This window comes from Burkholderia sp. AU45251, assembly GCF_030482905.1.
Classification (GTDB): domain Bacteria; phylum Pseudomonadota; class Gammaproteobacteria; order Burkholderiales; family Burkholderiaceae; genus Burkholderia; species Burkholderia aenigmatica.
In genome coordinates, this window is the sequence record NZ_JAUJQH010000018.1 from 144,507 (window position 1) to 157,547 (window position 13,041).

The window sequence follows — 13,041 nt, forward strand, 5'->3', positions numbered from 1 at the left end:
CAGGGAACGGAGACAACCATGGATTTCAGCTTTACCGATGAACAGCAGCAGTTTACCGACGCGCTGCGCCGTTATCTCGGCGAGCAGTACGGTTTCGAAGCACGCCAGGCGATCGTGCACAGCGACGCTGGCGTGTCGGACACGCAATGGAGCGCGTTCGCCGAGCTGGGGCTGACCGCGCTGCCAGTGCCGGACGCACAGGGTGGCTTCGGCGGTGGCCCGGTCGACATGCTGGTCGTGATGCAGGAGCTCGGCCGCGCGCTCGTGATCGAGCCGTACTGGGCAACGGCGGTGGGCGTCGAGGCCTTGCGCATCGCCGGCTCCGGCGCCGGTGAGGACGCCGCGCTGCTGGAGGCCGTCGCGCAGGGTCAGAAGCGCGTGGCAGTCGCGTTCCACGAACCGCATGCGCGCTACGACCTGTTCGAACTCGATACCCATGCGCACGAGCAGGGCGGCACGTACCGGCTGACCGGCACGAAGTCGGTCGTTCAGCATGGCGCACAGGCGGATGCGTGGATCGTGCCCGCGCGCGTCGACGGCGGCGGCATTGGCCTCTTCGTCGTCGAACGGGATGCCGCGAATGCGAAGGTGGTCGACTACCGGACGATCGACGGCCAGCGTGCCGCGACGATCGAGCTCAATGAAACGCCGGCGCGACTGCTGACGGGCGGTGCGCGCGATGCGGCGGCCCTCGAGCAGGTTGCCGATTACGCGACGTTCCTGCTGTGTGCGGAAGCGGTCGGTACGCTCGACGAACTGAATCGCGCGACGGTCGAATACACGAAGACGCGCGAGCAGTTCGGCGTGCCGATCGCGCGTTTCCAGGCGCTGCAGCACCGGATGGTCGACATGCTGATCCATGCCGAGCAGGCGCGTTCGCTGACCTACCTGGCAGCCGTGCGCTACGCGAGCGGCGATGCCGATGCGCGGCGCAAGGCCGTGTCGGCCGCGAAAGCGCGCGTCGGCGCCGCCGCGCGCTTCGTCGGCCAGCAGGCCGTTCAACTGCATGGCGGCATGGGCGTGACCAACGAGGTCGCCGCTGCACACCTGTTCAAGCGGCTGACGATCATCGAGACGACGCTCGGCGATACCGATCATCATCTTGCCCGCATCGCGGCGCTGCCCGATTTCGCGCAGGCCGACGCAGCGTGACGGCGATGCGCGAGCGCACCAGACAAGGAGACATCTAGTGGGCATCAGTTACGAAGACCTGGTGGTGGGCAGCACCACTGAAGTGGGCCGTTACACGTTCGAACCGGACGACATCAAGACGTTCGCGCAACGCTACGACCCGCAGTCGTTCCACCTCGACGAAGAAGCCGGGAAAGCATCTCATTTCGGCGGGCTCGTCGCGAGCGGCTGGCATACGTGTTCGGTGTTCATGAGCCTGCTCATCAAGAAGCTCGGGTCGGACTCGACGAGCATGGGCTCGCCTGGTATCGATTCGATCCGCTGGCTCAAGCCGGTGCGCGCCGGCGACACGATCACGATGTATCAGAAGGTCCACGACAAGCGCGTGTCGGAGAGCAAGCCCGACCGCGGCATCGTGTCGACGGAGTGGGTCGGCGTGAACGGCGCCGGCGAAACGGTGATCACCGTGCATACCAAGGTGATCTTCGGGCTGCGCCATCCGGGAGGCAAGCAAGCATGACCGACGTGACCTTGCCGCTGATCGCATCGGTACAGGCGCTGCAGGCGCGTGTCGGCGCAGAGCCGCTCGCGAGCGGCTGGCTCGCGATCGACCAGCGTCGTGTCGATGGCTTTGCCGATGCGACCGGCGATCATCAATGGATTCACGTCGATCCCGAACGAGCGCGGCGCGAGTCGCCGTTCGGCGGCCCGATCGCGCACGGGTTCCTGACGCTGTCGCTGATTCCGGCGTTGATGGCCGACGCGATGCGTTTCGAGCAGAAGATGGGCGTGAACTACGGACTGAACCGCGTGCGGTTCCTGAAGCCGGTGCCGGTCGGCGCACGTGTGCGCGCGCTGTTTGCGGTAAAGGAAACCGCCGAGGCCGCAAAAGGCGGTGTGCAGGTGACGTGGTCGGTGACGATGCAGGTCGAGCGTCCCGACGCGCCACTGCCGGTTTGTGCGGCGGAATTCATCACGCTGCATTACTTCTGAAGCGGGGAGCGGCATCCACGGATGCCGCTCCGCTCGTCACATGCGTGTCAGTGCTTCGCGTATTGCGTCGCACCGAACAGCACCTCGCGTGCCTTGTCGTCCTGCAGCGCCTTGCGCATCGATGCGAGCACTTCGACACCGCACTGCACGGCCGGTCGCGCGGCGATCGCTTCGTGCCAGCGCTTCACGTTCGGCAATTCGTCGAGCACGATACCCTGGTTCTGCCACGAGCGCGTCCACGGGAACGTCGCAATGTCCGCGATCGTGTACTCGTCGCCCGCGAGATACTCGGATTCGCCGAGCCGCTTGTCCATCACGTTGTACAGCCGCTTCGCTTCGTTCGTGTAGCGGTTGACCGCATACTCGATCTTCTCCGGCGCATACAGGCGGAAGTGGTGCGCCTGCCCGAGCATCGGGCCGACACCGCCCATCTGGAACATCAGCCATTCGAGCGTCGCATAGCGCGCGGCCGGATCGGTCGGCAGGAACTTGCCGGTCTTCTCCGCGAGGTAGATCAGGATCGCGCCCGATTCAAACAGTGAGATCGGCTGGCCGCCGGGGCCGTCCGGATCGACGATCGCGGGGATCTTGTTGTTCGGGCTGATCTTCAGGAAGTCCGGCTTGAACTGGTCGCCTGCGCCGATATCGACCGGATGGACACGATAGGCGAGGCCCGTTTCCTCGAGCATGATGTGCACCTTGTGGCCGTTCGGGGTCGCCCAGCTATAGACGTCGATCATTGTGAACTCCTTTGTTGCATGCGCGTAAAACGGCGCCGGCAGCGCCGCGACAGGCGGTCATTAGAGCATGGATCGATGCGGGCTGCTGGCGACGGTACCGTGCGTGCCAGTGCGTATGCGCAGTCGTGCGCGCGTCGAGTCGCATGGTGTCGGGGGCAATCGCGTGTCGTGCCGAGTCGCCGAGATTGGGGGCGTCGCCGTGCAGCATCGGGTCGATGCGGTGGCGACGCGTCCATTCGAAAGCGGGCGCGACGGCTCAGCGTTTGTAGCGGGGCTGGCGTTTCTCGAGAAATGCGGTGATGCCTTCGAGTCCGTCCGCATGATGCAGCGATGCGACGAAATGATCGCGCTCGGTGCCGAGATGCGCGTCGAGCGGCTGCATCGTTGCGTCGTCGAGCAGCGACTTGATGCGCGTGAGTGCGTTCGGCGAGATGCCGGCGAGCGCATCGGCCCATGCGAGCGCGTCGGTCAGTGCCGCGCCGGGCACGGCGAGCCGGTTGACGACGCCGAGCGTGTGCAGACGTTCGGCTGCGACAGGCTTGCCTTCGAACAGGATCTCGGCCGCGATCGCACGCGGCAGTGCGCGCGCGATGAACCACGAACCGCCCCCGTCGGGCGTCAGACCGACACGCGCGTACGACATCACGAACTTCGCATCGTGCGCGGCGACGATCAGGTCGCACGCGAGCGCGAGCGAGAAGCCCGCGCCGGCCGCGGCGCCTTCGACCGCCGCGATCACCGGCTTCGTCGAAGCGTGGATCGCCGTTACCCATGCGGCGAGCTGATCGATGCTGTCGGCCTGGTAGGACGGATCCTTTGAGCGGTTGTCGAGCAGCCGGTTCAGGTTGCCGCCGGCGCAGAAGAAGCGATCGGCGCCGGTGAGCACGACTGCGCGAATCCCTGGATCGCGTTCGGCGGTGGCGAGCGCTTCGATGCCGGCCGCGTACATGTCGGGATGCAGCGCGTTGCGTGCGCCGGGATTGGATAGCGTGAGGACGAGCGTCGATTCGCTCTCGGGCGGACGCGAGGCCAGCAGTTCAGCACTCATGCGGCGTGTCTCCATCGGATGGCGGGGCTATGGCGGCGGGCGCATGGCACGCGCGGATGCAGCCGGTGCCGTAGCAGATGTATTGTTGTCGTGACGGACGAAAAACTTGCTTTAGACTAGCACGAACGTGCTTTTCAGCGCGACGAATCCCGATGCGGCCGGCACCGTTGCGGCCGCGTTCCAGCAACGAAGGAGACTCCGATGCTACAGCTGTGCGGTATTCCGTTGTCCAACTATTACAACAAGGTGAAGTTCGTCCTGCTCGAACACGACATTCCGTTCGAGGAGTCGGTGTGCGGTTTGCCGATCAGCGATCCGGCCCAGCTCGCCGATTCGCCGCTCGGCAAGATTCCGTTCCTGAAAACGGAGGAAGGCGCGCTGTTCGAGTCGCAGGTGATAGTCGAGTACCTGGCGGCACGCTATCCCGAGAAGGGCATTTTCCCGGCAACCCCGTTCGCGGCGGCGAAGGTGCGCGAACTGGTCGAAACGCTCGAACTGTATCTCGAATGGATGGCGCGCGAGGTCTATACGGAAGCGTTTTTCGGCGGCAAGGTCAGCGACGGGATGAAGGCGCATGTCGAGAAGCGCCTGCCACGCGCGATCGATGCGTTCAAGCAGATGACGCAGTTTTCGCCGTATGTGCTCGGCGAGTCGTTCAGCCTGGCGGACATCGCCGCATCGATCCATCTGCCGGTCATCGGAATGGCGACGAAGGCCGTGTTCGGACGTGACTTCCTGCTCGATGCGGACATCGACTGGAAGGCTCACGCGAAGCAGGTCGGCGAGCGGCCTGCTGCACAGCGCGTGGCGGCCGATCGGAAGGCCTATATCGAAGCGACGAGCGGCGCACGTTCGTAAAGCGCGGGGCCGGCGGGGCGGCGCGACGCCGCCCGTGCGGGACTTACAGGCGGGCGAGCCGCTCGAGCGCGGACGCGAGCGTGCTTTCCTGCTTCGCGAAGCAGAATCGGACGACGCCCGATTCGTGCGGCTCGTGATAGAACGCCGACACCGGAATGGCGGCCACGCCGATCTCCGACGTGAGCCACTTCGAGAATTCCGCTTCCGGCAGGTCGCTGATCGCCGAATAGTCGACGCACTGGAAGTACGTGCCGGTGCAGGGCAGCAGCTTGAAGCGCGTGCGCTCGAGGCCGGCCCGGAAGAAGTCACGCTTCTTCTGATAGAAGTCGGCAAGCGTCAGGTACGGCGCCGGATCGCGCAGGTAATCGGCGAGCCCGATCTGCATCGGCGTGTTCACCGTGAACACGTTGAACTGGTGGACCTTGCGGAATTCCGCGGTCAGCGCTGCAGGCGCTGCAACATAACCGACCTTCCAGCCCGTCACGTGATAAGTCTTGCCGAAGCTCGACACGATGAAGCTGCGCGCGGCGAGTTCCGGATAGCGCGCGACGCTCTCGTGGCGCGCGCCGTCATAGACCATGTGTTCGTAAACCTCGTCGGACAGGATCAGCACGTTGGTGCCGCGCACGATCTCTTCGAGCTTGCGCATGTCCGCCTCGCGCCACACGGTACCCGTCGGGTTATGCGGCGTGTTGATCAGGATCATGCGCGTTTTCGGCGTGACGGCGGCCGCCAGACGGTCGAACGGAATCGCGTAGTCGGGCGCTTCCAGCGTGACGAACACGGGCTTGCCGCCCGCGAGTTCGATCGACGGCAGGTAGCTGTCGTAGGTCGGTTCGACGACGATCACTTCATCACCCGGATGCACCGTACACATGATCGCGGTCAGCAGCGCCTGCGTCGCGCCGGCCGTCACGGTGATTTCGGTCGCCGGATCGTAGCGCCGGCCATAGACCTGCGCGATCTTGTCCGCGATCGCATTGCGCAGCGGCGCGACCCCGGCCATCGGCGGATACTGGTTGTGCCCGTTGCGCATCGCGGCGGCAACCGCATCGACGATGCGCGGATCGCAGTCGAAATCCGGAAAGCCCTGGCCGAGGTTCACCGCGCCTTTTTCGGCGGCAAGCGCGCTCATGACCGTGAAGATCGTCGTGCCGACGTTCGGCAGGCGCGAGGGGAAAACGGGAGTCGTTGGCATGTCTGAAGGAGCGTTCATCGATACGGTCGAAAGCGGGTGGAGGTGCGTGCGTCAGGCCGGCGTGGCGTCGAGCGCGCAGGCCTCGGCAAAGGGTGCAGGCTGCGCGATCCGGAAGCCGAAGTCGCGTGCGGTGCGCTTCGCGAGCTTCAGCAGCGCGCGGTCTTTCGATACGAGCCACTCGGCCTGGGCGGCGCGGGCGAGTTCAAGAAACTTCTGGTCGTCGCGGTCCTTGCACTTCGGTAATGGCGGCGCGTCGGCGTCGATGGACGGCGGCTCGACGAGGCTCGCCAGGCGGGCGACGGTCGCGAGCGCGGCCGCCTTGTCGACTGCGCGCGACTGGAACTGCGGATAGTCGAGCACATACTCGAGTTCGGTCAGGCAGCGGCCGTCGATCACGGCGGCAAGCGTGCCGCGTTCGAGCGCGGCCCGGATCGGGCGCGTAGCGGGGTCGTCGAATACGAGGATGTCGATCCAGACGTTCGAGTCGAGCACGACGCGATGTGCGGCATGCGGGGCGAGAGAGCGGGTCATTCGTTACAATCGGTGGTTTTCGTCTGACCGCAAGGCACGGCGTGCCAGCGAGCCTATATGATAATCGTTCTCTCTCCAGCCAAATCCCTCGACTACGATACGCCCGCGCACGTCCAGTCTTACACGAAGCCTGCATTCGTCGACGACGCGTCGGAGCTGATCGACGGCCTGCGCAAGCTTTCGCCGCAGGACATCGCGACGCTGATGGATATCTCCGATCCGCTCGCACGCCTGAATTTCCAGCGCTACGCGGACTGGTCGCCGACCTTTACGCCGGCCAACGCGAAGCAGGCCGTGCTCGCGTTCAACGGCGATGTATATGAAGGATTCGACGCCAAATCGCTCTCGTCCGCCGATCTCGACTATGCGCAGCAGCACGTGCGCGTGCTGTCGGGCCTGTACGGGCTGTTGCGTCCGCTGGATCTGCTGCAGCCGTACCGTCTCGAGATGGGTACGCGCTTCGCGAACGCGCGCGGCAAGGATCTGTATGCGTTCTGGGGCGATCGCATCACGCGGGCGCTGAACGAACAGCTCGAAACGCGCAGCGGCGCGGCGCGCGTGCTGGTCAACTGCGCGTCGACCGAATACTTCAAGTCGGTCAAGCCGAAACTGCTGGCCGCACCCGTCATCACGCCGGTGTTCGAGGACTGGAAGGGCGGCCGCTACAAGATCATCAGCTTCCATGCGAAGCGGGCGCGCGGCCTGATGGCGCGTTTTATCGTCGAGAACCGTATTACCGACCCGAAGGCGCTGAAGGATTTCGCGACGGAAGGCTATGCGTTCGATGCGGCTGCGTCGAACGATTCGACTTACGTATATCGCCGGCGCGTCGGCGAGTGACCCTGTCGGCCGTTCACGAGACGGCCGACGCATGCATGAGGCCGGGCAGGCGTTACACCGCTTGTTCCGGTCGCCAGCTTTGCATAGGACCGGCGTAAGCGCTAAAGCGCCAACTCCGGTCGATAAAGGAGAGACAGATGGCCCTTTCGATCACCAGCAATTTCGACGCAGGCGCAATCGACGTCGTGTCGTGCGACAGTCCCGATGCGATTCGGCTGCGCGTGCGTGGCGACAACCAGTCGGAATTCGCGCAATGGTTTTACTACCGCTTGACGGGCGCACGCGGCGAGCGCTGCGTGATGACGTTCGAGAATGCTGCCGAATGCGCATATCCGTCGGGCTGGCGCAATTACAGTGCGGTGGCGAGCTATGACCGGGTCGACTGGTTCCGCGTGCCGACGACGTTCGACGGCAAGACGATGACCATCGACCATACGCCTGAATTCGACAGCATCTACTACGCGTATTTCGAACCGTACTCGGAAGAGCGTCACGCGGCATTTCTCGGCGCGGTTCAACAACTGCCGCAGGCGAGCGTCGTCGAACTCGGCCGCACGGTCGAAGGCCGTCCGATGTCGCTGCTGACGCTCGGTACGCCGGAAACCGACGGCACGCCGAAGAAGAAGGTGTGGATCATCGCGCGCCAGCATCCCGGCGAGTCGATGGCCGAGTGGTTCGTCGAAGGCCTCGTCAAGCGGCTGGCCGGTTGGGGCGACTGGGCCGGTGATCCGGTCGCGCGCAAGCTGTACGATCGCGTGACGTTCCACATCGTTCCGAACATGAACCCGGACGGCAGCGTGCATGGCAACCTGCGCACCAATGCGGCAGGCGCGAACCTGAACCGCGAGTGGATGGCGCCCGATGCAGAGCGCAGCCCCGAGGTGCTGGCGGTGCGCGATGCGATCCATGCGATCGGCTGCGACATGTTCTTCGACATTCACGGCGACGAGGATCTGCCGTATGTGTTCGTTGCCGGGTCGGAGATGTTGCCGAGCTTTACCGAGCAGCAGGGCAAGGAGCAGACCGCATTCATCGACGCGTTCAAGGTCGCGAGCCCCGACTTCCAGACTGAACACGGCTATGCGGCGAGCAAATACAAGGAGGACGCGCTCAAGCTCGCGTCGAAGTACATCGGCCACCAGTTCGGCTGCCTGTCGCTGACGCTCGAGATGCCGTTCAAGGACAACGCGAACCTGCCCGACGAGCGAGTCGGCTGGAACGGCGAGCGCAGTGCGGCGCTTGGCGCAGCGATGCTGGCGGCGATCCTGGTGCACGTCGACACGTTCGCGTAAGCGTAGCGTCGCGTCGCCGTATGAAAAAAGCCGGGGCATCTTGAGATGCCCCGGCTTTTTTGCGTCTGTCGATGTCGCTACGTCGTATCAGGACTTCTTCGCGGCTTTCTTCTTCACGACCTTCTTCTGGCCGCTCGACTTTTTCGTTGCGACGGCCTTCTTGCTGCCGGTGCGGCTCGATGCCTTGACCTTGCCTCGGTGCGACTTGCCCTTGAATTTCTTCGTCGAGGATGAGGAGCGCTCGACGCGTGGCTTCAGCGGCGGAACCGGGTCGTTCCAGCTGAACGCAAGCATTTGCTGACCGACGTAGCCGCATCGGAATTTCAGTGGCGTCGGGTCACTGCCGTCGCTGTGGATGCCGAGTCCGTCGACCGTGACGATATTGTCGACCTTCACGCGCTGCTTGCCTTGATCGAACGAGTCGTTCCAAGGCGTGATCGTCGCGTTGCCGCTGTCGAATGCGTTCGGCGCGAAGTCGACGCGGTCGAACGCCGACGACGTACTGGCGATGAAGCTGCCGTGCGCCGCACAATCGGCGGCGAGCGGATCGGCATGCATTTCGTTGACGAATTTGTTGATCAGTTCGGAGCGCTGGTCGAGCAGGTCGGCGAATGCCGGTGTCGGAAGCGCAAGCGACAGGCCCGCAATACAGGCTGCCAGCTTGCCGAGCGCTCGGAAAATCCGGAGCGACGCAGGAGAGCTGTCCATCTGGTTATTGGTGAGGAGCGAATGAGACATCGGGCACGTATAGATGTCCGATGAAGAACCGGAGTTCAATCTTAGCGTAAAAAAGTTGTGCGGCAGTAGATGTCGTATTCTGCCGCGCTGCACGAGGTACCGCCGGTACGTGATGGCGGTGCCGCTACCAGTGGGTCAGGTCATTCAGGCGCGCGGGCCGCCGAGGCGATAGCGCCGGACGTCGAAGGTCGTGACCCATGCGGGGCGATAGACGGCGATGAGTGCCGTCGCCATGCCGGTGAACCACGCTTCGCCGAGTGCGAGCAGCGCAGTGTTCAGCAGATAGCCGGCCGGAATCACGACGGGCACGCCATCCGCGAGTGCGAGCTGGACCCCGGCCGCGGCAGCGGCGACCGCGATGATCGCGATCGCCGGCGACAGGAATCCCTGGCCCGTGATGAACGACGCGAGATTGTGTGGCAACCATGCGAGCGCTGCGCGCTGCAGCAACGCCGACACGGCGACAGGCAGCGCGCCGTAGATCAGATAGGTCAGGCCAATACCCTGCCAAGGCGCGTCGAAGATGATCGCGGCGACCGCCGTGATGGCGCCCATCGCGATCAGTGCGAGTGTCCAGTCGAACAGTGTGACGAGCAGCGTCGCGCCAAGCAGATGCATGACGATGCCATCTTCGAGCCAGGCATTCGAGGCCCAGAGGACTGCAATGGCGGTCACGAGCGCGAGCCACACGTGCTGGAGCGTGGAGTCCTGCAGGCGCACGAAGGGACGATTCCAGATCGCGAGCGCGAGCAGGGCCACGGCGGCGATCCAGCCACCGATGCCAACCCAGAGCGGAAGCGGTGTGAAAAGAAAACCCATGCGTCCATATTACTCGTTGAGCATCAAAGGTGGGAATCCGCACATACCGACCGTCGCAATATCGAGACTGTTTGCCTAGCGTTCGCGCCGGAACCGCGCTGGCGGCTCGGCGGCGATCGGCAGGTCCTGTGCGCCGTCGATCGAGGCTGGCAACGGGTATGGCCGGTCATGCCGTTGCGGACGCAGCGGAACCGGGCCGTGTTCGCCGGTGGGCGGCTTGCGCGGGCGACTGCGGTTCGCCAGCAGCACCTCGAGATGGGGCGACAGCCAGCCGTTGTAGATCGCGACCGCGGCGGCGCGATTGGCGGCACCAAGCTGCTGGAAGATGCTGGCGAGGTGGATCTTGACGGTACCTTCGCTGATGCCGAGCGTGCGGGCGATCATCTTGTTCGTGCTGCCCATGTGGACGAAGCGCATGATCTGCGCTTGCCGCGGCGACAAGAGACCGCTCGGCGGGCGGCGGGGAAGCGATCCGGCGAGCGTCTGGAAATGGGCATCGTAGCGCGCCGAGGCGGTGGAAGGCAGCAGACGGAGCGCGATCGGCGGGATGTAGTGCCCGCCCAGCAGCACGATCTCGAGTGCACGCACGATCAGGTGCGGCCGCGTGGAGTGCGGGATCACGCCGGCAACACCATAGTTGAAGAAGCGCTGAATGGCTTCCGGCGATGTCTCGTCGACCAGGACGGCGACGGGTGTCGGCGAGCACGCGCTGCAGAGCGCCTGAAGCTCGCTGAGCCGGCCGACATCGAGCCAGTCGATCACGAGGAGGTCGAAACGTTGGTTGCGCAGCAGCCTGCGCGCCTGAAAACTGTCGGGCGCATCGTTGATGCTGGCGTGACGGTCGATCTGTCGCAACAGGGCCTTCAGTCCGTCACGCCGTTCGGCGTCTGAATTGAGCATCAGGAACCGCATATTCAACCTCCATAATGTGAGCCATTGATCTGCCGTCTGGCATGCCTTGGGTCTGATGATGACAAAGACCTTACACGATGTCTGCTTGGCTGAAAGGCTTAGGAAAAGTATGAAATTTCGGGCGGCGGGATGGCGGACAAGTAAAAAGCCGCTCCGGCGGGAACCGTGAGCGGCTTCAGGCGGGCAGGCCGTCAGGGCCTGCTGTGCTGCGGGTCAGTGGAAGTGCGGCTGGGCGGGTGACGCGTCTTCCGGCATTTCCGCGTGGACGATTTCGCCGAGCGGATCGGCGTAGAGCGGCACGCCGCAGTCATCGCAGTATTCGGGCTCGAAGCGGCCCGCGTGCCGCCGGACGTCGGTTACACCGCATTCCTTCAGCAGGCTCACGATTTCCTCGAGCGGCCCTTCGATCGGTGCTTCGCCTTCAAGCGTCGCGCTGTCGATCGACACGTCGCCGTTTTCACGGCCGTAGAGCGGCCATACGACGCCGTAGATTACGTCGTTGCTGGCACGTCGCGTGAAGCCGACACGATACTCGTCGATACGGCGTTCGCCGAAGCCGGCGACCACCGCGCGCAGCTCTTGCGGTGCCGCACCAAGTGTGTCGAAAAGATAACGAATGGCGGTTCTGACCGTGTGCGGACGCACGCGTTCGTCCGCATCCCGGCAGGCCGAATAGTACGCGTCCGGAAGCAGGCATTCGAACTCGCAGCCGGGCAGGGCGATCGACAGGTTCGGGCCGCCCTGGGCGGTCCATTGCTCGAGGCACTGGCCACGTTCGATCCGGCTGCCGCCTTCTTCTTCCTGCCAGCGGAACAGCGGTGCGCCGGCGGGCGCAGCGACGACGGCGAGCAGGAAGCGCGGGTCGGCCAGGATCGGCGAGGTTTCCGGCAGGTCGCCGAAGCTGAGCTTGGGCGTGTGCTGGCTGATCGCCGCATGCGCGAGCTGCTGGGCCAGCCGGTAGGTCTCGACGTGGTGCCGCGGCAACTGGTCGATGCTGTAGAGGAACGGAGCAAGCCCGACCAAGGTGCCGTTCGCCAGGACGTGAGCCTGCAGGTGCGTTCGCAGCGCATCGGCAACGTCACCCTTGAGCGGGCCCGACGGAATCATGTAGCGCGTCCATGCGAGAACCGGGACGGCGACCAGCAGTGCGTCGAACGGTTGGCCGTCGTGCTCGATCACCATCGACTCGCTGTGCGTCTCGGCCATGTCGGCGAGTGCGCCATAGGCATCGGGGTGATTCTGCTGAAGATGGTCGAGCGCTGCGTCGAGCGTGGTCTGGTTGCCGTTGCGGACAATCTTGGCGAGCAGCGCGTCGAGCTTCGCTTCCCAGAAGCGATCCTCGATACGGCTGCCCGAGGCGAAGAGCGCAAGCGACAGACCGACCAGTTTGTCGGCATCGGGGGGGAGGCGTTTGGCGATTCGCTGGCGCATATTAAAGACGTATATAGAAAGAGGCGAAGAACCTCACATTCTAGTCCGTTCTTTGCACCATAAGCGGTCTCGTGCCGACGCATGGCTGGTTGGCCGAATTGCAGCTTTTGTAAAAAAGTTGCTTCAAACCCCTTGCGCGAATGTCGCAAGCTACCTATAATCACGCCTCTTTCGCGCTAACGGAAACGCGGCGCGGAAGAGGGAAGCAAGGTTGGCGGTGTGCTGCAGTCTGGAGCGCGCCACTGGCCTGGAAGTTGAACCCCGCAGTCGCAACGATGTAGTGAAAAAAGTTGTTGACGAAATGCGAAACACGGTTCATAATCTCGCTTCTCTGCTGCTGAAAACGCAGCGCTGCTGAGAAACACGAAGTTTCTCGCAGAAATGCTCTTTAAAAATTAACAGCCGATAAGTGTGGGCGCTTGATGGAAGCGAGCTGATCCTCGGATCAGATAGCGAAAGTATCAAGAGTCTCACACTAAAGTAAGTCAGGTTTATGAAGCAATTCATATT

At 63.9% G+C, this 13,041-nt stretch carries 14 protein-coding genes; 6 read left to right on the plus strand and 8 right to left on the minus strand.

Annotation, left to right across the window (positions count from 1 at the left end; translation table 11 throughout):
* The first annotated feature begins 18 nt into the window (after positions 1-18).
* The 3 genes from QZM67_RS28390 to QZM67_RS28400 are packed head-to-tail and all read left to right on the plus strand — an operon-like array spanning position 19 to position 2,124.
* Entirely contained in the window at positions 19-1,152 is a 1,134-nt protein-coding gene (locus QZM67_RS28390) for an acyl-CoA dehydrogenase family protein (protein ID WP_301808469.1), read from the plus strand.
* Positions 1,153-1,189: 37 nt separating this feature from the next.
* Complete coding sequence (locus QZM67_RS28395) at positions 1,190-1,651, plus strand: MaoC family dehydratase (RefSeq protein ID WP_301808472.1); 462 nt, start codon at positions 1,190-1,192, stop codon at positions 1,649-1,651.
* Positions 1,648-2,124: a MaoC family dehydratase gene (locus QZM67_RS28400; protein WP_301808475.1), complete on the plus strand. Its 477-nt coding sequence runs from the start codon at positions 1,648-1,650 to the stop codon at positions 2,122-2,124. The genes QZM67_RS28395 and QZM67_RS28400 overlap by 4 nt, the downstream gene beginning before the upstream one ends.
* Before the next feature lie 47 nt (positions 2,125-2,171).
* On the opposite strand, the gene QZM67_RS28405 is transcribed toward QZM67_RS28400, so the two are convergent.
* Together QZM67_RS28405 and QZM67_RS28410 are read right to left on the minus strand one after the other, a co-directional pair.
* Complete coding sequence (locus QZM67_RS28405) at positions 2,172-2,864, minus strand: glutathione binding-like protein (RefSeq protein WP_175023712.1); 693 nt, start codon at positions 2,862-2,864, stop codon at positions 2,172-2,174.
* 256 nt (positions 2,865-3,120) lie between these two features.
* The gene (locus QZM67_RS28410) at positions 3,121-3,912 is read right to left on the minus strand and encodes an oxepin-CoA hydrolase, alternative type (RefSeq protein ID WP_043188799.1); all 792 of its coding nucleotides are present in this window, start codon (positions 3,910-3,912) and stop codon (positions 3,121-3,123) included.
* Between the two features lie 201 nt (positions 3,913-4,113).
* Here QZM67_RS28410 and QZM67_RS28415 point away from each other — a divergent pair, with 201 nt between their 5' ends.
* Positions 4,114-4,770, plus strand: coding sequence for a glutathione S-transferase (locus tag QZM67_RS28415; RefSeq protein WP_301808480.1), 657 nt, complete (start codon positions 4,114-4,116; stop codon positions 4,768-4,770).
* Between the two features lie 43 nt (positions 4,771-4,813).
* Here the strand turns inward: QZM67_RS28415 and QZM67_RS28420 are convergent, their stop codons facing one another.
* Positions 4,814-5,986 carry a pyridoxal phosphate-dependent aminotransferase gene (locus QZM67_RS28420; protein ID WP_301808483.1) on the minus strand — a complete coding sequence of 391 codons (1,173 nt, stop codon included), beginning with the start codon at positions 5,984-5,986 and terminating at the stop codon, positions 4,814-4,816.
* Between the two features lie 33 nt (positions 5,987-6,019).
* Complete coding sequence (locus QZM67_RS28425) at positions 6,020-6,499, minus strand: putative toxin-antitoxin system toxin component, PIN family (protein ID WP_175023716.1); 480 nt, start codon at positions 6,497-6,499, stop codon at positions 6,020-6,022.
* A gap of 57 nt (positions 6,500-6,556) precedes the next feature.
* Between QZM67_RS28425 and yaaA the strand changes: the two genes are divergently transcribed.
* Both yaaA and QZM67_RS28435 read left to right on the plus strand, forming a co-directional pair.
* Positions 6,557-7,339: a peroxide stress protein YaaA gene (gene yaaA / locus QZM67_RS28430; RefSeq protein ID WP_043188790.1), complete on the plus strand. Its 783-nt coding sequence runs from the start codon at positions 6,557-6,559 to the stop codon at positions 7,337-7,339.
* A 137-nt stretch (positions 7,340-7,476) separates the two neighbouring features.
* Positions 7,477-8,631, plus strand: coding sequence for a M14-type cytosolic carboxypeptidase (locus QZM67_RS28435; protein WP_043188787.1), 1,155 nt, complete (start codon positions 7,477-7,479; stop codon positions 8,629-8,631).
* Positions 8,632-8,718: 87 nt separating this feature from the next.
* Here the strand turns inward: QZM67_RS28435 and QZM67_RS28440 are convergent, their stop codons facing one another.
* The 4 genes from QZM67_RS28440 to QZM67_RS28455 form a co-directional block, all read right to left on the minus strand.
* Positions 8,719-9,369 (minus strand): hypothetical protein, encoded by a 651-nt coding sequence (locus QZM67_RS28440; protein ID WP_043188784.1) that lies wholly within the window; start codon positions 9,367-9,369, stop codon positions 8,719-8,721.
* Between the two features lie 144 nt (positions 9,370-9,513).
* Complete coding sequence (locus QZM67_RS28445) at positions 9,514-10,188, minus strand: energy-coupling factor ABC transporter permease (RefSeq protein ID WP_301808487.1); 675 nt, start codon at positions 10,186-10,188, stop codon at positions 9,514-9,516.
* 75 nt (positions 10,189-10,263) lie between these two features.
* Complete coding sequence (locus QZM67_RS28450; RefSeq protein WP_301808489.1) at positions 10,264-11,100, minus strand: response regulator transcription factor; 837 nt, start codon at positions 11,098-11,100, stop codon at positions 10,264-10,266.
* A gap of 213 nt (positions 11,101-11,313) precedes the next feature.
* A complete protein-coding gene (locus tag QZM67_RS28455) occupies positions 11,314-12,531 on the minus strand; it encodes a DUF2863 family protein (protein WP_043188777.1) in 1,218 nt (405 codons plus the stop codon).
* Positions 12,532-13,041: the final 510 nt, after the last annotated feature.